A 19,283-nucleotide genomic window follows, 5' to 3' on the forward strand; every position below is an offset into this window, starting at 1 on the left:
CCGTAGCGGCGAAGCCGTGTAGGGCCGTCACCGCACCCGACAAACCCACGCCCGCCGCAGGCGCAACGGCGAACAACCGCAACGGCGCCGCAGACAACAACGCACGGCCCAGGCAAAGCGCAGCGGACCGGCGGACGGGTCTAAAGCAACTGCTTCAAGCGCCCCGCGAGCAGGTCCCAGCGCCACTTCTCCTCGATCCAGGCGCGGCCTCGGGTGCCCATCTCGTGGCGTAGGTCCGGGTCGTTCAGGAGGGTGATGAGGCGCTCGGCCGTGGGGGTGGGGGAGCCGCCGGGGACCACCCAGCCGGTCTCGCCGTCGAGGACGGCGTCGGGGGCGCCGCCGGAGTCGCCGGCCACGACGGGGAGGCCGGTGGCGGAGGCCTCCAGGTAGACGATGCCGAGGCCTTCGACGTCCAGGCCGCCGCGGCGGGTGCGGCAGGGCATGGCGAAGACGTCGCCGGCGCCGAAGTGGGCGGGGAGTTCCTCCCAGGGGACGGCGCCGGTGAAGCGTACGGAGTCGGCGACCCCTTTGCGCAGGGCGAGGGCGTGCAGTTCCTTCTCGTACGGGCCGCCGCCGACGATCAGCAGGACCGCGTCCGGGACCGCGGCGAGGACGGCGGGCATGGCCTCGATGAGCGTGTCCTGGCCCTTGCGGGGGACCAGGCGCGAGACGCACACGACGACCGGGCGGTCGGCGAGGCCGAGGCGGGCCCGTACGGCGTCGCCGCCGGAGGCGGGGTGGAAGGTCTTCTCGTCGACGCCGGGCGGGAGTTGGACCATCCGGGCGGCCGCCTCGGGGGTCAGGGCGTCGGCGATCCGGGAGCGGGTGTATTCGCCGAGGTAGGTGAGGGTGTCGGTGCCCTCGCCGATGCGCCGGAGCAGCTGCCGGGCGGCGGGGAGCTGGGCCCAGCCCGCCTCATGGCCGTGGGTGGTCGCCACGATGCGGCGGGCGCCGGCGGCGCGGAGCGCGGGTGCCATCAGGCCGAGGGGCGCGGCCGCGCCGAACCAGACGGAGGAGCAGCCGTGTTCGCGCAGCAGGGCGGTGGCGCGGCGGGTCACCCGGGGGGTGGGCAGCAGCATCGTCGTACGGTCGCGGACCACCGTGAACGGCTGCTCTGCGTCGAAGGCGGCGGTGGCCGCGAGACCTTCCTTGGTGCGCTTCCACGTCGAGGCGTAGACGACGACCTGGGAGGGGTCCAGGCGCAGCGCCATGCTGTGCAGGAAGGCCTGGATGCCGCCGGGCCGGGGCGGGAAGTCGTTGGTGACGATCAGGGTCTTGTGCACGGTGATCTTCCGACAGGGGTTCCAAGGGGGCCGGTCCCGGCCGACAGTACCGGGTCGCCGGCCGGCGGCGGGCCGCCCGGCTTGCCTGCGGCGGCCGCCGCCGCTCCCCTCACCGCAGCTGCCCCTCCAGGTATTCCTGCCACTCCCGGGTGAACTCCGCGAGCCCCACGCCCAGTTGAGTGCGCATGGCGCGATCCAGCAGTTCGGCGCGGCCGGGCAGGCGCCGGGTGCGGGCGGGGGCGGAGCCGGGTGAGCGGTGCGGCCGGGGGTGGTGCGTGGCCTGCACGGCCTCCATCGGGCCGCGTACGCGACCGGCGGCGTTCTCCGCGCCGCTGCGGCCCGCCGCCCGGTAGAAGGCGATCAGCTTGGCCTCGCCCCACTTGTCGGCGATCATCCGGCAGGCCAGCCAGCCGCCCTCGTACGCCTTCGCCAGGCGGTCCGCGCCGGCCTGGAAGCCGAAGTCCTCGTCGGTGGGGAGGCGGTCGGGGGCCGCGCCCTGGGCCACCGCACGGGAGAGTTCGGGGGCGGTGCTGGCCGCCTCGCGGCGTATCCGGCGGTAGGCGACCCAGTCGGCGAAGCCCTCGGAGAGCCACAGCGGGGTGGCCGAGGTGGTGACCGTACGGGTGGCGACATGGGTGGTTTCGTGGGTGAGCACGACCGCGCGGCCGAGGTCGTTGAGTTCCTCGTACGCCTCCGGGTTGACGATCACCCGGTCCGCGGGCGCGGTGGCCGAGGCGCCCGCCTCGCCGGTGGTGACGGCGGCGATCCCGGCGTACCCGGCGGCATCGCCGTCGCCCAGCAGCTGTGCCATCTGATCGACGGTGTCCGGGGCCTCCACGACCACCTTTCCCGACCAGCCGCCCTTCCAGGCGTCGGAGACGGCGGGCACCGCCTCGTCGACCCGGTCCGCCAGATCGCGCAGCCGGTCCGGGGTCGCGGCGCCGCCGAGCACCAGGCTGTGCCAGCCGCGGACCAGCCGTACCGGGCCCTGGTCCCACAGCTGGCGGGTGCCGGGCTTTCCGGAGGGGGCGCCGTCGGAGTCCGAGGAGATCCGCCAGCGGCCGGCGTGCCGGGTCAGCGTGAGGTACTGGAGGGAGGTGACGGGCGCGGTGTCATAGCCCTTGAGGCGGTAGCTGAGCCGCACCTTGGCCGCGATCCGGGCGCCGGGGCCGCCCATCGGGAGCGGGAAGGCGTCGGTGGCGACGAGGTCGTAGTGCCAGTCGGTGAGCGGTACCGCCGCGAGGTTGGCGATCATCCGGCGCTGGCGGGCGCGGTAGCCGCCGGCGTGCGGGTCGACGGTGGACAGCAAGGCGGCGGTGTCCCCGTCGCGGACGGCCCGCGAGCGGCTGTCGAGCATCCGCTGGACGTCCGGGTAGCGGTCCCGCGGCGGGGCCTGGGGCGCGCAGCCGGTGACCGGGACGAGCAGCGCGAGGAGCGGGACGGCACCGGCCGCCGCCCCGGCTCGCGACGGCCACCGCCGTCCCGCCCGCTGACGTGACATGCCGCTGATCGTATGTGCGACGGGGGCGGGGCAAAAACGCTGGGCGGGCGGGAGAGGGGCTTTCCCGGCCGTCTCAGGGCCTGGTGACGGAGGAGACCGGCAGCACGCCGACCGGGTCGTAGCGGACCCGCGCGCCGGGATAGGGCGCATGAACGACCTGGCCGTTTCCGACGTACATGCCGACGTGGCTGGCATCCGAGCGGTAGATGACCAGGTCGCCGGGTTCCGCCTGGGCCAGCGGCACCTGGCGGCCGGCGCCGCTCTGGGCCTGTGACGTGCGCGGGATGAAGACTCCGGCCTGCGCATAGGCCCATTGGGTGAGTCCCGAGCAGTCGAAGGCCGAGGGGCCGGTGCTTCCCCAGGCGTACGGGGAGCCGACGGCGGCGCGGGCGGCGGCGACCGCCGCGGCGGCCCGGCCGGAGGCCGCAGCGCCGCCGGAGAGGTCGGAGAGGCCGGGGAGGCCGGGGAGCATTCCCTCGCGCCCGTCGCCGCGCGAGGCCCGGACGTAGGCCGCCCTGGCCACCTTCGGGAGCGCGTTCAGCAGGCGCTGGGCGGCGGCCAGCTTGTGCTGGACGTCCTTCTTGCGCAGGGCGACGGCCCGGCGTCCGGCCTCCAGGTCCGCCAGCTTCGCGGCGGTCGCCCGGCGCTGCTGGTCCAGGGACCGCTGCGCGGCCTTCAGCTCGCGCAGCTCGCCGGCCTGGCTGCGGTCGAGCCGGTCGAGCGCGGAGGCCTTCTCCAGGTAGCTGTCGGGGCGTTCGGAGAGCATCAGCCGGAGGGTGGGATCGATGCCGCCGGCCCGGTACTGGGCGGCGGCCATCGCGCCCAGCCGGTTGCACATCCGGTTGACCCGCTCCTGGGCGCGGGCGGTGCGGTCCTGAAGGGTCGCGACCTCGTCCCGCAGCCGTCGGGTCAGCTCGCTGGCGCCGTTGAACTTCTCGGTGGCCCGCTCGGCCTCCGCGTAGAGCTTGTCGACCCGTGCGCCGACCGCTTCCCGGCTCGCCGCGGGGCTTTCCGTGGGGTCGGCCGCGGCCGGCGGGCCGGACAGCGCGGCGGCCGCGGTTGCCAGGGCCGCCGAGGCGACGGTGACACCGGTGCGGGTGACGGGACCTGGCTGTGACGCACGGCGATGGGAGACCACGTCTGCCGCACTCCTTCCGTGTGGGGTCCCCATGCTCATGGGGACCCCTGCTCATGGGGGTCCCCTGCTCGGGAGGAGCCGAGAGCTCGGGGGGAGCCGCTGTCGCCCGGGAGGGCGGTGACCGGCGGCCGCGAGCCAGGACAGTAGCCGCGCCGGTCGGTGGCGGCCAAAGACTGCGCCGCCCGGATTTCCGCACGCAAAAGGCCGCCCCGCCGGTGACTGTGCAGGTCACCGGCGGGGCGGCAGGTCAGCGGCGAGGGCCGCAATTCGCCCGTTCGGGCGGCAGGTTGAGACGGTTGTGAGGCTTTTCCGACCCGTGTGCCGGGACGGTCAGACCCGGACGCCGAACGCGAACGGCATGTTGTTGATCGACTCGTAGCGCACCGCGGCGCCCGGCTTCGGGGCGTGCAGCACGGTGCCGTTGCCCGCGTAGAGGCCGATGTGGTGCAGGTCGTTGTAGAAGAGCACCAGGTCGCCGGGCTTGAGCTGGCTCTCCGAGCCGAGCCGGGTGCCGGCGTTGGCCTGCTCCTGCGAGGTGCGCGGCAGCGACTGGCCGGCCTGCTGGTACGCCCAGGAGGTCAGGCCCGAGCAGTCGAACGAGGAGGGGCCGGTGGCGCCCCAGACATAGGGCGAGCCGATCTTGGACTGGGCGGCGGCCAGGGCTGCCGCGCCGCGCTGCGAGGCGGGCACGTCGTCGCCGAGGTTGGCCCGGCTGTTGTCGCGGTTGGCGCGCGCCTGCTCCGCCTCCATGGCCGCCTTCTCCTTGGCGGTCATGGTGTTCAGGAGTTCCTGCGCCTTGGCGAGCTTGCCCTTGATCTCGTCCTTCTTCTCACCGAGCGCCTTGCGGGTCTCGCTGAGGTCCTTGATCTTGCCCGCGGCCTCGGCGCGCTCCTGGGCGAGGAGCCGCTGCTTGTCCGCGATGGTCTTCAGCTGCTCGGCCTGGTGGCCGCTGAGCTGGTCGAGGGTGGAGGCCTTGTCCAGATAGGAGTCCGGGTCGCCGGAGAGGAAGAGCTGGACGGAGGGGTCGATGCTGCCGCTGCGGTACTGGCCGGAGGCGACGGCACCCAGGCCCTTGCGGAGCTGGTTGAGCTCCTCCTGGCCGCGGGCGACCTTGTCCTGGAGGCGGTCCACCTCCTTCTGGAGCTTCGCCTGGTCTTCCTTGGCACCGTTGTACTTCTCGGTGGCCTGCTCCGCCTGCTCGTAGAGCTTGTCGACCTGAGCCTTGACGTCCTTCTTGGACGGGTTCGGGGCGGCCTGGGCGGCCTGGGACGAAAGGGCGACGGCCGCGGCGGCGGTCGCGGTGAGCACGGTCACGCGAGTACGGCTCGGCTGCTTGGGTCGACGGTGGGACGCCACGGGGGCGAGCTCCTTCTTCCTCCAGCCGCCTACCGGGAAGTGGGGGGGGTGAAACCCCGGCTCCGCGTGAACGCCGCGGACTCGGCGGTACCTCCACTGACCATCCCGGTTGGATAATCACCTGTATGAAGGTTCGAGGCCCGACCTTAGTAACCGAGTTGTGATCCCTTCAAATCCCCCAGGGAAAAAACTGCTTCACCAGCCCCATCCTTTACCAACATCACACGGGCAGTGAGCGTCATTTGACGCTGCGATACGGAACGCGGGGGAACGCAAGCGATTTTCCCGGCGGGATGGTGCCGGTGCCGCAAAACCGTCAGGTCCGGGCAAGTCGCTTCAGCAGCAGGGCCGATGCGACGGGCCGGGCGCCCGCCTTGGCGACGCCGTCGGCCACTTCCCGGTCCGTGGAGACCACGACGACCGGGCGGCCGGGCGGTTCGGCCCGTACGAGCTGACGAATCAACTCATCGGCCGTTACGCCCGGTTTGCTGAACAGGACCCGCACGCCGCGCGGCGGCGCGAGCAGCACCGGCGCCGCCAGCTCCGCGCCGTCGAAGACACAGGTCATCTCCGCGCCGGTCTGCGCGGCCAGCACCGCCAGCCCGCCCAGCAGCCGCAGCCGCTGTTTGTCCAGAGGCATGGTGGGATAGCCGGTTTTGGTGACGTTGTAGCCATCCACCACCAAATGCGCCTGCGGCAGCGCCAGTAGCTGGTCGAGCAGCGCCGGATCCATCTCCGACAGCGCCCGGGTCGCGATGTCCCGGGGCGTCATCTTGCCGGGGGCGACCGCCTCGATGGTGTCCGCCGGGTGGACGCTGGCGGGCGGCAGGGCCAGTTCGCGGCGCAGCCCCTGGGCGGCGTCCAGCACCGTGTCCAGCAGCAGCCGCAGCCGCATGTCCTCGACGCTGCGGCCCTCGCGGGCGGCCCGCCGGCTGGTCTCCAGCGCCGTCTCGACCTCGGTGACGCGGGCCTTGAGCCGGCGCAGCTCGCTGTCCGCCAGGGTCTTGTCGGTCGCGGCCTGGGACCGCGCGGCCTCCAGCGCGGCCTCGGCCTTGCGCACCGCCGCCTCGCGCCGCTTGACGTCGCTCAGCGCGCTGCGCAGCTTGCGGTGCAGCGACTCGTTCTCCTTGCGGGCCGCTTCCAGGTCGGCCCGGGCCCGGTCGACGTCGCCGCGGGCCTCGCCGCGCGCCTGCGCCAGCTCCTCGCGCAGCCGGGCCAGCTCCCGTTCGGTCTCCTCGCCGGCCCGTTCGGCGCGTACCCGCTGCGCCTCCTCGCCGGCCGCCGCGACCAGCTTGACCCAGCCCTCGGGGCGCAGCACATACGCCGCCGCCGCGACATCCAGCGGATCGGCGGCCGCGGGCGGTGTGCCGTCCTCCAGCGCCGCGGCCAGCTCCGGCTGGGCCTCGCGCAGCTTGCCCGCGATCCGCTGCCGGAAGACCGCGTCGCTCTCCAGCGCCGCGGCCATGGCGTTCCCGGCGAACTTGGCCCGGCGGGTCGGGGTGAAACGGGCGTACTGCCGCAAGGGGGGCGGGAGTTCGGAGACCGTCAACGCGCCGAACGACTCCGCGGTGAGCGCCACGACACGGCGCCGTACGCCCTCGGGCAGCGGACGGTCGAGCACTTCGTCGACGGCATCCTCGGATGCGTCGGCCCGCGCCGCCCCCTGCTCCCTTTCCGGACGCTCCACCACGGCTTGATCGCTCCGATCTCAGGCGCTCGCGCCCGGCCGGTCCACCAGCTCGATCTGGTCGACCGCATTGCACCAGCGGCAGCGCACGGACTCGATGCTCTCACTGAGAACCTCGCGCTCCTCCACCTTCGGCTCCCCGGCAAGGTCCAGGTGGACGTACTCCACGACCTTGGACCGGCGGGTCACATCGAAACGGGTGAGGTTGCCGCAGAGCGTGCAGCGCCACCGGGTTTCGGCCGTCGGCAGGGGAACACCCATCGTGTTGTCCTCTTTCGTACTCGTCATGCTCGTCGGTCTCGTGCTGATGTGCGGGTTCACGCGGTGCGCCGTCGGACTGCGGAAAATACGCAAGGTACTGACTGCAACCCTACGGCCTGACAGGGGACCGGCGCGGGCCGTGCCCAGGAGGCGGGACGCGGCGAGGCGCTCTGCCCTGAATGCCCCTATTACGCCATGATCACTTCATGACGGCGCCGTCCCCCTTCTCGCGTTCTTCGCGTCCTTCGTGGTTCCCCCGGCCACCGCACCCCGCCCGCTCCCTGGCAACGGTCTTCTCCCGGATGACGAATGTGCTGATCGGGCTGTGCTGCGTGATCTTCGTGATCGGCCCCGCCTCGGGCCTGAACCACGTATATGGCGACGCCGACGCCCTGCTACGGGCCCAGACCGCCTATTTCGAACGCTGGGGAGTGATTCCGCTCGACCTGTGGAGCGGCTCCCTCCGCGCGCTGATCACCCCGCTGACCGCACTGTTCGTGCACGGCAGCTGGCTCCATCTGCTCGGCAACATGCTGTTCCTGTACGTCTTCGGCGGCATGACCGAAACCCGGATGGGGCGGGTGCCGTTCACCGCCTTCTACATCGTCACCGGCTATCTGGCCCTGCTCGGCTACGCCGCCGCGCACGCCGCCTCCCCCCAGACCCTGGTGGGCGCCTCGGGCTCGATCTCCGGCGTCCTGGGCGCCTTCCTCTACCTCTTCCCCAAGGCCCGGGTCACCAGCGTCTTCCCCTTCCTCTTCTTCCTCCCCCTGCGCTTCCCCGCCTGGATCGTGCTGCTGTTCTGGTTCGCGCTCCAGTGGCAGGCCGCGCAGGAGGACCCCAACGGCCCCGGCGTCGCCTACCTCGCCCATGTCGTCGGCTTCGCCCTGGGCTTTCTGTACGCATGGGCCCGCTACAGGAGGGATAGTGTGGGGGCCACCAGGGGGAACGAACCGGCGACCGAGGGAGAGAGCCAGCCGTGATCACGTCGATCGTGCTCATCAAGACCAGCGTGGACCGGATCCCGGAGATCGCCGAGAAGATCGCCGCCCTGGAGGGCGTCAGCGAGGTCTACTCCGTCACCGGCGCCCACGACCTGATCGCGATGGTCCGGGTCGCCGCCCACGACGACCTCGCCGATGTCATCCCCGGCCGCATCAGCAAGGTGCCGGGCGTCGCCTCCACCGAGACGCACATTGCGTTCCGCACGTACTCGCAGCATGACCTTGAGGCGGCGTTTGCTATCGGCCTCGACGCGTAGCGCTGCGCTTGGCCTGCGCCGTTGTTTTTGGCTGTCCCGCCGTGGGGGGCTCGCCGTGGCGCCTGCGGCGGGCCGGTCCGCTGCGCTTTGCCTGGGCCGATGTGTTCGGCTGCCCCGCCGTGGGGGTTTGCCGCCGTTGCTCCCCCACTGCCTTAAGGGCGTGGGAGGTGCCCCCAGCGGCGGGCTGGTGCCGCTTGCGCGGGGCTGTTCGGCTGCGGGACCGGACCTCCGGACTCCGTCCTGCGGCCCGCCCCCTCCCCGTTGGGGTGGGAGAAAACCAGTGGGAGCGTACGTAGACGGTCAGCCGCTCCCTGTCGACCCATCATGGGAAAGGGACAACCCAACGTGGGCCCCCATCGGCCTCCTTCCCCCCACCCACCGGAGGGGACGGACCGTAGCGGCGGAGCCGTGTAGGGCCGTCACCGCACCCGACAACACCACGCCCGCCGCTGGGGGCACCTCCCACGCCCTTAAGGCAGTGGGGGAGCAACGGCGAGAAACCACCCACGGCGGGACAGCCGACAACATGGGGATTTACACCGCGCTACGCGCGGCCGGCGCGGGAACGCAACGGCCGTCCTCCGTGTGGTAGTTCCAGCGGGCGCCGTTCGCGACTAGTTCCTTGATGGCGTGGAGGAAGCGGTCGATGTGTTCGTCGGGCGTGCCCGCGCCGAAGCTGACCCGGATGGCGTTCAGGGAGCGTTCGCCGGGGGCCGCCTCCGGGGCGCCGCACTCGCCCGGGTCCTGCGGGTCGCTGCCCAGCAGGGTGCGGACGAGGGGGTGCGCGCAGAACAGGCCGTCGCGCACCCCGATGCCGTACTCGGCCGAGAGGGCGGCCGCGAAGTGCGAGCTGTTCCAGCCCTCGACGACGAAGGAGATGACGCCCACCCGCGGGGCGTCGTCGCCGAAGAGGGAGAGGACCTTGACCTCGGGGACCTCGGCCAGGCCCGCCCGGACGCGGGCGATCAGTGACTGCTCCCGGGCGACCAGTCCGTCGAAACCGGCCTCGGTCAGCGCCTGGCAGGCGGAGGCGATGGAGTAGGCGCCGATGACGTTCGGCGAACCGGCCTCGTGCCGGGCGGCGGTGGTGTGCCATTCGACGTCCACGCCGCCGTCCGTGCGCCGCGAGACCTTGCGGCTGGCGCCGCCGCCCGCCAGGTACGGCTCCGCGTCCTGCAGCCAGTCGGCGCGGCCGGCCAGCACGCCGGCGCCGAACGGCGCGTACAGCTTGTGCCCGGAGAAGGCGGCCCAGTCGACGTTCAGCTCGGCGATGTCGACGGGGTGGTGCGGGGCCAGCTGCGCGGCGTCGAGGACGATCCGGGCGCCGTGGGCGTGCGCGGCGGCGGCCAGTTCCCGCACCGGCCACAGTTCACCGGTGACGTTCGAGGCGCCGGTGACGCACACCAGAGCGGGGCCGTAGGGCTCGCGCTCGGCGAGCGCCTTCTCCAGGGTGTCCACCGCCTGTTGCGGCGTCCGCGGCGCGTTCAGGTACGTCACGGGGGTGTCCGCGCGCTGTTCCCACGGCAGCAGCGAGGCGTGGTGCTCGGTCTCGAAGACGAACACCCGGGTGTTCTGCGGGAGTACGGCGGCGAGGAGGTTGAGGGAGTCGGTCGTCGAGCGGGTGAAGACGACCTGGTCGTCGGCGCGGCAGCCGAGGAAGTCGGAGATGGTCCTGCGGCTGTTCTCGAAGAGGTCGGTGGACAGCTGCGAGAGGTATCCGGCGCCGCGGTGCACGCTGCCGTAGTACGGGGCGTAGGCGGCCACGTCGTCCCAGACCCGCTGCAGGGCCGGGGCGCTGGCGGCGTAGTCCAGTGCGGCGTAGTCGACCTCGCCGCCGGTCACGAGCGGCACGGTGACATCCCTGCCCAGAACCGGCAGTGGGGCACAAACAGAACGGTCGGCGGCAACGGCGGAAACAGACATGGCGAACTCCCGTGAGAGGTAAGCGAATTCACCGCGGGCGGGTGCGTCACAGCGCACGGCACAGCGCCGCGGTGGGAAAGGAAAAGGGGTGCGGGAAAGGGGCCGACGGCCCTATCGCATTCGCTTCATCACGGAAGGGGCTCCCTCGAGGACCAGGATCCCTGGCGAGGGATCCGCGCTTGCCGCAGACCTCGCTGCCTGCGGCCTGGTCATCACCCGGGGCACCCCGCCACGGACGGAGGGTTGCCGGACAGCGGGCCGGGGCCTATGTCGCTGTCACTCGTGACCTGCCGAGAATCATGCCACAGCCGCAAAAAGGCGCAAGGCCCGGTCCGGATAACGGACAGGGCCTTGCGTCACACCGACGGTCACCGGCCGCTCATCTGTTGCTGGCCGCCACCCAGCGCTCCAGCACCCGCTTGGCCTCCCCCGAGTCGATGGCGGCGGCGGCCCTGTCGATTCCGGCGCGGATCTGCTCCGCCAGGGGCTCGTCGGACGGCTCCAGGGCCACCAGAGCCGCGGCGGCGTTCAGCAGCACCGCGTCGCGCACCGGGCCCCGCTCGCCGTCGAGCAGCCGGCGGGCCACATCGGCGTTGTACGAGGCGTCCGCGCCGCGCAGCGCCTCGACCGGGACGATGTCGATGCCGACGTCCCGGGGGTCGAAGGGCTCCTCGCGCACCGCGCCGTCCCGGACGATCCACACCCGGGAGGTGGCGGTGGTGGTCAGCTCGTCCAGGCCGTCGTCGCCGCGGAACACCAGCGCCGACGAGCCGCGCTCGGCCAGCACCCCGGCCATGATCGGCGCCATCCGGGCGTCCGCGACGCCGGTCGCCTGGGCGCGGACCTTGGCGGGGTTGGTCAGCGGGCCCAGCACATTGAAGGTCGTACGGATGCCGAGCTGGCCCCGGGCGTTGGCGACATGGCGCAGCGCGGGGTGGAACTTCACCGCGAAGCAGAAGGTGATGCCCGCTTCCTCGGCGACCTCGGTGACCCGCCGGGGGGTGAGGTCCAGATTGACGCCGAGCTTCTCCAGGACGTCGGAGGCGCCGCTGGCCGAGGAGGCGGCGCGGCTGCCGTGCTTGACGACCTTGGCGCCGGTGCCGGCCACCACGATCGAGGACATCGTGGAGATGTTGACGGTCTTGGCGCCGTCGCCGCCGGTGCCGACGATGTCCACGCTGGGGCCGGGAACCTCGATCAGGCGGGCGTGCGCGTACATGGTGCGCACGAGTCCGGAGATCTCGGCGACGGTTTCGCCCTTGGCCCGCAGCGCGACCGCGAACCCGGCGATCTGGGCGTCGCCGGCCTCGCCCCGCATGATCTTGTCCATCACCCAGGCGGTGTCGTCGGCGGCGAGGTCGCGGCCGTCCAGCAGGGCGTTGAGGATGCCCGGCCAGGTGTGGGCCGCCACGCTGTCGCCGCCAACCGGGGTCACAACGTTCATGGTCCACGCTCCTGGTCTGTCCACTGCTTGTGACCTCACCCTATCGACCCCCGGGACACGCCGGAGGGCCCCGTCCGGTGCTCGGACGGGGCCCTCTGGGTGGCGTACTACCTGCGCCTCACGGCGCTGTGGTGATCAGTGGTGGCCGTGGCCGCTGGTGATCTCCTTGTACTCCTCTATCGTCGGCTTGGGGATGACGTTGTCCTCGCCGTAGTAGCTCTTGGAGAGCTTGGCGCGCAGCTTCTGCGACCGGGGGATCTTGCGGCGGACGCCGTTCTCGTCGACCTCCGGGCCGAGCTCGAGCGGCTCGGGCTGCTCGTGCTGGGTGAGCACGTGCAGCTGCTCCTGGCCGAGCGGCTCGTGGACCTCGATGAACTCACCGTGCGGCAGGCGCTTGATGATGCCCGACTCGCGGCCGTGCAGCACCTTGTCCTTGTCGCGCCGCTGCAGACCCATGCAGATCCGCTTGGTGGCGATGAAGGCCAGCACCGGAAGGACGAAGAAGCCGATCCGGACGAACCAGGTGAGGGAGTTGAGCGACAGGTGGAAGTGCGTCGCCCACAGGTCGTTGCCGCCGCCGATCAGCATCACGAAGTACGCGACGAGCCAGGCCACACCGAAGCCGGTGCGGGTGGGGACGTTGCGCGGGCGGTCCAGGATGTGGTGCTCGCGCTTGTCGCCGCGTACCCAGGACTCGACGAACGGGTAGACCGCGATGGCGACCAGGACCAGCGGGAAGATCACGATCGGGATCAGCACACCGAAGTTGACGGTGTGGCCCCAGAAGTTCCACTCCCAGCCCGGCATGACACGCACCAGGCCCTCGGCGAAGCCCATGTACCAGTCCGGCTGCGCACCAGTGGAGACCTGGTCCGGCCGGTACGGCCCTATGGCCCAGACGGGGTTGATGCTGGCGACCGCGGCGATCACCGAGATCACACCGAAGACCAGGAAGAAGAAGCCTCCGGCCTTGGCCATGTAGACCGGCAGCAGCGGCATGCCGACGACGTTGTTGTTGGTCTTGCCGGCACCCGGGAACTGCGTGTGCTTGTGGTAGAAGACCAGGATCAGGTGCGCCACCAGCAGGCCGAGCATGATGCCGGGCAGCAGCAGCACGTGCACGGTGTAGAACCGCGCGATGATGTCGTGGCCGGGGAACTCGCCGCCGAAGATGAACATCTGCAGGTACGAGCCGACCAGCGGCATCGCCAGGATGACGCCCTCGATGAACCGCACGCCGGTGCCGGAGAGCAGGTCGTCGGGGAGCGAGTAGCCGGTGAAGCCGGTGAACATGCCCAGCACGAACAGCAGGAAGCCGAACAGCCAGTTGACCTCGCGCGGCTTGCGGAAGGCGCCGGTGAAGAACACCCGCATCATGTGCACCATCATCGCGGCGAGGAAGACCAGCGCCGCCCAGTGGTGGATCTGGCGGATGAGCAGGCCACCGCGGACGTCGAAGCTGATGTCCAGCGTCGACTCGAAGGCCTGGGTCATCCGGATTCCCTGCATGGGCACATAGGAACCGTGATAGGTCACCTCGGCCATGCTCGGGTGGAAGAACAGCGTCAGATAGACACCGGTCAGGATGATGATGATGAAGCTGTAGAGCGCGACCTCACCCAGCATGAAGGACCAGTGGTCCGGGAAGATCTTGCGCATGTTGGACTTGGCGAGGCTGTAGATGCCCAGCCGGCCGTCCGCCCAGTCGGCGATCCGCTCGCCCCGCGGCGCCTGGCCGCGGCGCGGGTTGGTCGCGCCTTTTTCGTTACTCATCCGCGCTCCCAGAAGCTCGGGCCGACGGGCTCACCGAAGCCGCTCGCGGCCTCCAGGAAGCCGTCCTTCTCCGTGATGTGCAGCTGCGGCAGGGCGTGTCCGGCCGGGCCGAAGATCACCTTGCCACCGTCAGAGAGGTCGAACGTCGACTGGTGGCAGGGGCACAGCACGTGGTGCGTCTGCTGCTCGTACAGGCTGATCGGGCAGCCCACGTGGGTGCAGATCTTCGAGTAGGCGACGATGCCCTCGTGCGACCAGGACAGCTCGTGCTTGTCCTTGATGTCCTGCGGCTTGATCCGCACGAGCATCAGCGCGTCCTTGGCGATCTTCTCGTTGAAGTCCTCGCTGTCCTCCTCCAGGCCCTCGGGCTTGGCGAAGGTCAGGGAGCCGACCGCGATGTCCTCGGGACGCAGCGGAAGGTTGGTGGACTGGTTGACGAGGCGGACGCCCTTCTTCCAGTTCGTCGTGCGCAGCTTCGTCCCGGGCAGCGGACCGAGGTCGCGCAGCAGGACGACGCCGGAGAGCGGCACCAGGGCCATCGCGCCGAACATCGTGTTGCGGATCAGCTTGCGCCGGCCGAACTGCGACTCCTTGGCGCCCTCGGCGAAGTCCGCCAGGACCTTGGCCTTGACCTCGGGAGTGGCCTCGATCGGGTGCCGGTCGTCGGCGACCTCCACGTCCGACATCAGCGTGCGGGCCCAGTGGACCGCGCCGGCGCCGATGCAGAAGAGCGCGACGCCGAGCGTGAGACCCAGCGCGAAGTTCAGGCCGCTGATGTGGCCGATCGGCCAGATGTAGACGATCTTGTCGATCGGGATGGCCACGTACGAGGCGATGAAGCCGACCGTGGCCAGCATCGACACCAGGAACAGCAGCGCCACCATGTGCTCGGAGCGCCGGGCGGCCTTCTCGTCGATGTCCTGGATGCGGTGCTCGTGCGCCGGCAGGCCGGGGTCGGCGAACGGGTCCTCCGCCGGCGCCACCGCGCCCTCGTGCACCGTCTCCCGCTCGGGAAGGTTTTCTTCTGGCACGTCTTCGTGTCGTCCAGTCTCACTCATGACTTCTTGGCCTTCGTAGTCCGGGCTGCGACCCAGATGGCGACCGCTACCAGCGCGCCCAGGCCGAAGATGTAGCCGAAGAGACCCTCACTGACCGGACCGAGACCGCCGAGGTCCAGGCCGCCGGGGCTCTCGGACTCATCGCCGTTGACGGCGCCGAGGTACGCGACGATGTCCTTCTTGTTTTCCTTCGACAGCGAGCCGTCGCCGAAGGAGGGCATGTTCTGCGGGCCGGTTTCCATGGCCTCGTAGATGTGCTTCGGGTCCACGCCCTCGAGCGTCGGTGCGAACTTGCCGTTGGTGAGGGCGCCGCCCTTACCGGTGAAGTTGTGGCACTGCGCGCAGTTCGTGCGGAACAGCTCGCCGCCCTTGCCGATGTCGGCGCCGTCGGGGCTGTACTGCTCCTTGTCGGGCACGACCGGACCGGCACCCAGCGACGCGACGTAGGCCGCGAGCTGGTCGATCTGGGCGTTGGTGTAGATGTTCCGCTTCCGCGGCACCTGGGCGCCGGGCTGCTGGGCGGGCATGCGGCCGGTGCCGACCTGGAAGTCGACGGCTGCGGCGCCGACTCCGACCAGGCTCGGGCCGTCGGAGGTGCCCTGACCGCCGGTGCCGTGGCAGCTTGCGCAGCCGACGGCGAAGAGCTTCTTGCCCTCCTTGATGGCAAGGGACTGGGCGGTGTCATCGGCCTGAGCCTTGTCCGCCGGCGCGAACGCGGCGTACAGCCCCCCAGTGACCGCCAGCGCGAAGAGTAGGACGACGAGCGCCGCCAGTGGATGGCGCCGTCGTGCGGAGAGCTTTTTCACGGATTACCCCGGTGTCAGGATCTTCTGCGTCGATGCTTTGGCTATGTCTGTCTGAAATGCGTAACCGGTTCCGACCGGATGCGTACCGGTTACCGGATCAGGTAGATCGTGGCGAAGAGGCCGATCCAGACGACATCGACGAAGTGCCAGTAGTAGGACACAACGATGGCCGCGGTGGCCTGCGTGTGGGTGAACCTCTTGGCCGCGTACGTCCTGCCCAGGACCAGCAGGAAGGCGATGAGTCCGCCCGTCACATGCAGTCCGTGGAAACCGGTGGTCAGGTAGAAGACCGAGCCGTACGGGCCGGACGAGAGCGAGAGGCCCTCGTGCTTGACCAGTTCGGTGTACTCGAAGACCTGACCGCCGATAAAGATCGCACCCATGACGAAGGTGACCGCGAACCAGGACCGCAGCTTCTTGACGTCGCCGCGCTCGGCGGCGAAAACGCCGAGCTGACACGTCAGTGAGCTGAGCACCAGGATCGCGGTGTTCGTTCCGGAGAACGGAAGATTCAGCGCGGAGGCCGATTCCTTCCAATACTCCGAACCGGTCACCGATCGAAGGGTGAAGTACATCGCGAAGAGGGCCGCGAAGAACATCAGCTCGGAACTCAGCCAGATGATGGTTCCGACGCTGGTGAGGTTCGGCCGATTGACCGTCGGGTGCGCGTGCCCGGTTTCTACTGTCGTTGCTGTCGCCACGACCGACATTATGTCGGTCGCTTATCCCGCCCTCACTCCGGGGGGTGCCGTTCGGTGTGTCAAGGCCGTATTGCCTGCTCGCGGGGACCTCCGCGGCGGTCGCCCAAAGGGGGGAAGCCAGGACTCCCCCGGCGGCCGCGGGGGCGCGCCCGGACCGGTCCTGACGGCGCGTCGGGCAGATCTTGGATCCGTACGAACCCTCCTGCGGCGGCCCGGTGCGGGAGTAGCCTCCGCGGTGGGGCACCTCCCGGCGCCAGCCGGCGGAGCCCCGCTCGAGCTGTGCCGCTAACTGAGCCGCTACAAAGCGTGGAGGAACGATGCAGGCGACTGCCACGGTGCTGGTCTACAGCGACAACGCCAACACCCGCGAGCAGGTCAGGCTGGCGGCCGGCCGGCGCCCCGCCGCCGATGCCCCGCAGGTCGAGATCCTGGAGTGCGCCACCGCCCCGGCCGTGCTGGAGGCCCTGGAGCAGGGCGGGATCGACGTCTGCGTGCTGGACGGCGAGACCGCGCCCGCGGGCGGGATGGGCGTCTGCCGGCAGATCAAGGACGAGATCTTCAACTGCCCGCCGGTGCTGCTGCTCATCGGCCGCCCGCAGGATGCGTGGCTGGCGACCTGGAGCCGCGCGGACGCCGCCGTGACCCATCCGATCGACCCGGTGGCGTTCGCGGACTCCCTCGCCTCGCTGCTGCGCCGCCGGCTGCTCGTGCAGGCCTGAGCCCGCGACCCCGGAGAGCGGCCTGAGCGGCTGCTGAGAGGCCTTCAGAGCTGCGGGCGCAGCCGGGCGTCGGCGGAGGAATTCTGCTCGCGCTCGGCAGCTCCTGTGGTGCTGGAGGCCTTGTTCTTCAGCGCGCTGCCGTCCCGCCATTCCTTCCACGGCATGTTCCAGTCGCCGAAGCCGTTGTCGAACGGCGTCATGGTGTCGCCGCCGCTGTTGACGACCTCGACGATGTCGCCGACGCGGACGTGGTTGAAGAACCACTGGGCGTTGGCGGTGGACATGCCCGTGCAGCCGTGGCTGACGTTGGCGGCGCCCTGCGAGCCGACGGACCAGGGGGCGGCGTGCACGTATTCGCCGCTCAAGGTCACCCGGGTGGCCCAGTAGACCGGCAGGTCGTAGGAGTCCGAACTCCCGGCGGCGATGCCGACGGTGGAGGAGCGCATCCGTACGAAGCTCTCCTTGCCGAGGACGACCTTGACGCCGTTGCGGGTGGAGAAGCCGGGCTTGCCGGTGGTGACGGGGATGGTGTTGATTTCCTCACCGTTGCGCAGCACCGTCATGTGGTGTGCCGCGGCGTCGGTGATGGCCTCCACGGCGTCGCCGGTGGTGAGTTTCACGGGCTCCGCGGGGCCCCCGTAGAGCTTGTGGGTGATCTTGAGGCCGTCCAGGTTGCTGTGGACGGAGATGGTCGCGTGGGCGGGCCAGTACTCCCTGGGGCGGAAGTGCAGCGTTTTGCCGTCCACCCAGTGCCAGGAGCCCTCGACGCGCGGGGAGGAGTCCACCTTCAGCGCGCTTTCGACGACGGCCCGCTGTTTGGGGTCGCTGATTTCCTTGCTGAGTACGGCGGTGATGGGCTGGCCGACACCGTATTCGCCGGTGTCGGGGCCGAAGGTGACGCCGAGCCGGTCGCTGCTGGTGTTGTCGGTGGTGTCGACGACGAGGGTCTTGCGGCCCGGGGCGCCCTTGCGGTCCTCGGTGCTGACCCGGACCGTGTAGCGCGTGCCGGCGGCCAGTGGCACGGTGGTTTTCCAGCGCCTGCCGTCGGCGCTCAGTTCGCCGCGGATGTAGCGGCCGGAGGAGTCGGTGGCGGTCACGTCGGTGATCCGCGCCTCGGCACCCTTGACGGAGACCTCAAGCGGCTTGTCGGGATCCGCTTTCTGCTTGCCGTCCGGGGTGTTGGCCGAGATCTGGTCGGCCGCGTCGTAGGGCTTGGCGGAGAGCGGCTGTGACGACGAGTCCCCGCAGGCAGCGGCGCTCACCGCCAGGGGCACTATCAGGAGGCCGCAGCGCAGCACCGTCCGGGTTCGAGGTCTATTGCTCATACCCCAAAAATATGAAGAATCACCTCTTTCGGCGCGCTGGATGACTGCAAATGGGGTGCGGTCCAGGCGCCGCGACACGCCGGGACGGCAAGCCGACACGCCGGAAACGACAGCGGGCCCGGACACCTGATGAGGTGTCCGGGCCCGCCCGTACGGCGCGCGGCCGTCGTTACTGCATGTCTTACTGGGTGCGGTTCTCGCCGCGGTAGTACTCGAAGACCCAGCCGAACAGGCCGACGAGGATCACCGGGAGCGAGAAGTAGAGCAGCCACCAGCCGAAGACGACGCCCATGAAGGCAAGCGCACCACCGACGGCCAGGGACAGCGGCTGCCAGCTGTGCGGGCTGAAGAAGCCCAGCTCACCGGCGTCGTCCGAGACCTCGGCGTTCTCGTTGTCCTGTGCACCCGCGTCGACCCGCCGGGCCGTGAAGGCCAGGTAGTAGCCGACCATGATGCACAGTCCGAAGGCGAGGAACAGCGCGGTGGTGCCCGCCGGCTCCTTCGACCAGACGCCATAGACGATCGCCATGGCGAGGACGAAGACGGAGAGCCAGATGAACATCTTGCCCTGGATCTTCACTTGCCCGCCTCCTTGCCGCCGGCGAGGGACTTGTCATCCGCAGAGCCGTGACCGTTGTGCAGCGCGTCGAGGGCCGCGATCTCCGGGTGGTGCAGGTCGAACGCCGGGGATTCGGAGCGAATACGCGGCAGGGTGAGGAAGTTGTGCCGCGGCGGCGGGCAGGAGGTCGCCCACTCCAGCGAGCGGCCGTAGCCCCACGGGTCGTCGACCTCGACCTTCTTGCCGTACTTGGCGGTCTTCCAGACGTTGTAGAAGAACGGCAGGATCGACAGGCCCAGCAGGAATGAACTGATCGTCGAGATGGTGTTCAGCGTCGTGAAGCCGTCGGCGTTCAGGTAGTCGGCGTACCGGCGCGGCATGCCCTCGGCGCCCAGCCAGTGCTGGACGAGGAAGGTGCCGTGGAAGCCGATGAACAGCGTCCAGAACGTGATCTTGCCGAGGCGCTCGTCGAGCATCTTGCCGGTGAA

Annotated in this window: 18 protein-coding genes and 1 riboswitch; of the genes, 3 read left to right on the top strand and 15 right to left on the bottom strand. The window is 70.4% G+C overall.

Going from position 1 to position 19,283, the window contains the following annotated elements; all coding sequences use genetic code 11:
- Window positions 1-140 precede the first annotated feature (140 nt).
- From ACIRPT_RS40790 to ACIRPT_RS40815, 6 genes are all read right to left on the bottom strand, one after another.
- A complete protein-coding gene (locus ACIRPT_RS40790) occupies window positions 141-1,283 on the bottom strand; it encodes a glycosyltransferase family 4 protein (protein WP_403506908.1) in 1,143 nt (380 codons plus the stop codon).
- A gap of 109 nt (window positions 1,284-1,392) precedes the next feature.
- The gene (locus tag ACIRPT_RS40795; RefSeq protein WP_403836943.1) at window positions 1,393-2,784 is read right to left on the bottom strand and encodes a hypothetical protein; all 1,392 of its coding nucleotides are present in this window, start codon (window positions 2,782-2,784) and stop codon (window positions 1,393-1,395) included.
- Window positions 2,785-2,857: 73 nt separating this feature from the next.
- Window positions 2,858-3,922, bottom strand: coding sequence for an NlpC/P60 family protein (locus ACIRPT_RS40800; RefSeq protein ID WP_403836945.1), 1,065 nt, complete (start codon window positions 3,920-3,922; stop codon window positions 2,858-2,860).
- Window positions 3,923-4,252: 330 nt separating this feature from the next.
- The gene (locus ACIRPT_RS40805; RefSeq protein ID WP_403836947.1) at window positions 4,253-5,278 is read right to left on the bottom strand and encodes an NlpC/P60 family protein; all 1,026 of its coding nucleotides are present in this window, start codon (window positions 5,276-5,278) and stop codon (window positions 4,253-4,255) included.
- A gap of 316 nt (window positions 5,279-5,594) precedes the next feature.
- Window positions 5,595-6,968 (bottom strand): NYN domain-containing protein, encoded by a 1,374-nt coding sequence (locus ACIRPT_RS40810; RefSeq protein ID WP_403506901.1) that lies wholly within the window; start codon window positions 6,966-6,968, stop codon window positions 5,595-5,597.
- Window positions 6,969-6,986: 18 nt separating this feature from the next.
- On the bottom strand, window positions 6,987-7,226 hold the full coding sequence (locus tag ACIRPT_RS40815) for a hypothetical protein (protein WP_403507460.1): 240 nt from the start codon (window positions 7,224-7,226) through the stop codon (window positions 6,987-6,989).
- 302 nt (window positions 7,227-7,528) lie between these two features.
- Here ACIRPT_RS40815 and ACIRPT_RS40820 point away from each other — a divergent pair, with 302 nt between their 5' ends.
- Together ACIRPT_RS40820 and ACIRPT_RS40825 are read left to right on the top strand one after the other, a co-directional pair.
- Window positions 7,529-8,209 carry a rhomboid family intramembrane serine protease gene (locus tag ACIRPT_RS40820; protein ID WP_403507458.1) on the top strand — a complete coding sequence of 227 codons (681 nt, stop codon included), beginning with the start codon at window positions 7,529-7,531 and terminating at the stop codon, window positions 8,207-8,209.
- On the top strand, window positions 8,206-8,487 hold the full coding sequence (locus ACIRPT_RS40825) for an Lrp/AsnC family transcriptional regulator (RefSeq protein WP_400067444.1): 282 nt from the start codon (window positions 8,206-8,208) through the stop codon (window positions 8,485-8,487). Before ACIRPT_RS40820 ends, ACIRPT_RS40825 begins: the two co-directional genes overlap by 4 nt.
- A 534-nt stretch (window positions 8,488-9,021) precedes the next feature.
- On the opposite strand, the gene ACIRPT_RS40830 is transcribed toward ACIRPT_RS40825, so the two are convergent.
- From ACIRPT_RS40830 to ACIRPT_RS40855, 6 genes are all read right to left on the bottom strand, one after another.
- Complete coding sequence (locus tag ACIRPT_RS40830) at window positions 9,022-10,410, bottom strand: aminotransferase class V-fold PLP-dependent enzyme (RefSeq protein ID WP_403836949.1); 1,389 nt, start codon at window positions 10,408-10,410, stop codon at window positions 9,022-9,024.
- 170 nt (window positions 10,411-10,580) lie between these two features.
- Window positions 10,581-10,698: riboswitch (SAM riboswitch) on the bottom strand.
- Between the two features lie 91 nt (window positions 10,699-10,789).
- Window positions 10,790-11,854 carry an anthranilate phosphoribosyltransferase gene (gene trpD / locus ACIRPT_RS40835; RefSeq protein ID WP_403836951.1) on the bottom strand — a complete coding sequence of 355 codons (1,065 nt, stop codon included), beginning with the start codon at window positions 11,852-11,854 and terminating at the stop codon, window positions 10,790-10,792.
- Window positions 11,855-11,989: 135 nt separating this feature from the next.
- Complete coding sequence (locus tag ACIRPT_RS40840) at window positions 11,990-13,627, bottom strand: cytochrome bc complex cytochrome b subunit (RefSeq protein ID WP_403836953.1); 1,638 nt, start codon at window positions 13,625-13,627, stop codon at window positions 11,990-11,992.
- Window positions 13,624-14,685 carry a Rieske 2Fe-2S domain-containing protein gene (locus ACIRPT_RS40845; protein WP_403836955.1) on the bottom strand — a complete coding sequence of 354 codons (1,062 nt, stop codon included), beginning with the start codon at window positions 14,683-14,685 and terminating at the stop codon, window positions 13,624-13,626. Before ACIRPT_RS40845 ends, ACIRPT_RS40840 begins: the two co-directional genes overlap by 4 nt.
- Window positions 14,682-15,491 (bottom strand): c-type cytochrome, encoded by an 810-nt coding sequence (locus tag ACIRPT_RS40850; RefSeq protein WP_403506891.1) that lies wholly within the window; start codon window positions 15,489-15,491, stop codon window positions 14,682-14,684. Before ACIRPT_RS40850 ends, ACIRPT_RS40845 begins: the two co-directional genes overlap by 4 nt.
- Window positions 15,492-15,580: 89 nt before the next feature.
- The gene (locus ACIRPT_RS40855) at window positions 15,581-16,201 is read right to left on the bottom strand and encodes a heme-copper oxidase subunit III (RefSeq protein WP_403506889.1); all 621 of its coding nucleotides are present in this window, start codon (window positions 16,199-16,201) and stop codon (window positions 15,581-15,583) included.
- Between the two features lie 308 nt (window positions 16,202-16,509).
- On the opposite strand from ACIRPT_RS40855, the gene ACIRPT_RS40860 reads away from it, so the two are divergent.
- Window positions 16,510-16,911 carry a hypothetical protein gene (locus ACIRPT_RS40860; protein ID WP_403506888.1) on the top strand — a complete coding sequence of 134 codons (402 nt, stop codon included), beginning with the start codon at window positions 16,510-16,512 and terminating at the stop codon, window positions 16,909-16,911.
- A gap of 44 nt (window positions 16,912-16,955) precedes the next feature.
- On the opposite strand, the gene ACIRPT_RS40865 is transcribed toward ACIRPT_RS40860, so the two are convergent.
- From ACIRPT_RS40865 to ACIRPT_RS40875, 3 genes are all read right to left on the bottom strand, one after another.
- Window positions 16,956-18,236, bottom strand: a complete 1,281-nt coding sequence (locus ACIRPT_RS40865; protein WP_403836958.1) for an Ig-like domain-containing protein — start codon at window positions 18,234-18,236, stop codon at window positions 16,956-16,958.
- A gap of 181 nt (window positions 18,237-18,417) precedes the next feature.
- Window positions 18,418-18,816 (bottom strand): cytochrome c oxidase subunit 4, encoded by a 399-nt coding sequence (locus ACIRPT_RS40870; RefSeq protein WP_128506350.1) that lies wholly within the window; start codon window positions 18,814-18,816, stop codon window positions 18,418-18,420.
- Window positions 18,813-19,283: cbb3-type cytochrome c oxidase subunit I (locus ACIRPT_RS40875; protein WP_403836961.1), on the bottom strand; the 471-nt coding region annotated here is incomplete at its 5' end. The genes ACIRPT_RS40870 and ACIRPT_RS40875, both read right to left, overlap by 4 nt.

The sequence above is a fragment of the Streptomyces sp. NPDC101227 genome, from assembly GCF_044767545.1.
GTDB lineage: Bacteria > Actinomycetota > Actinomycetes > Streptomycetales > Streptomycetaceae > Streptomyces.

Bases quoted from the DNA above. Each gene is read 5' to 3' on its own strand.
- ACIRPT_RS40795 (WP_403836943.1), bottom strand. From the start codon at position 2,784: ATGTCACGTCAGCGGGCGGGACGGCGGTGGCCGTCGCGAGCCGGGGCG.
- ACIRPT_RS40815 (WP_403507460.1), bottom strand. From the start codon at position 7,226: ATGGGTGTTCCCCTGCCGACGGCCGAAACCCGGTGGCGCTGCACGCTC.
- ACIRPT_RS40820 (WP_403507458.1), top strand. From the start codon at position 7,529: ATGACGAATGTGCTGATCGGGCTGTGCTGCGTGATCTTCGTGATCGGC.
- ACIRPT_RS40830 (WP_403836949.1), bottom strand. From the start codon at position 10,410: ATGTCTGTTTCCGCCGTTGCCGCCGACCGTTCTGTTTGTGCCCCACTG.
- trpD (WP_403836951.1), bottom strand. From the start codon at position 11,854: ATGAACGTTGTGACCCCGGTTGGCGGCGACAGCGTGGCGGCCCACACC.
- ACIRPT_RS40840 (WP_403836953.1), bottom strand. From the start codon at position 13,627: ATGAGTAACGAAAAAGGCGCGACCAACCCGCGCCGCGGCCAGGCGCCG.
- ACIRPT_RS40845 (WP_403836955.1), bottom strand. From the start codon at position 14,685: ATGAGTGAGACTGGACGACACGAAGACGTGCCAGAAGAAAACCTTCCC.
- ACIRPT_RS40855 (WP_403506889.1), bottom strand. From the start codon at position 16,201: ATGTCGGTCGTGGCGACAGCAACGACAGTAGAAACCGGGCACGCGCAC.
- ACIRPT_RS40860 (WP_403506888.1), top strand. From the start codon at position 16,510: ATGCAGGCGACTGCCACGGTGCTGGTCTACAGCGACAACGCCAACACC.
- ACIRPT_RS40865 (WP_403836958.1), bottom strand. From the start codon at position 18,236: ATGAGCAATAGACCTCGAACCCGGACGGTGCTGCGCTGCGGCCTCCTG.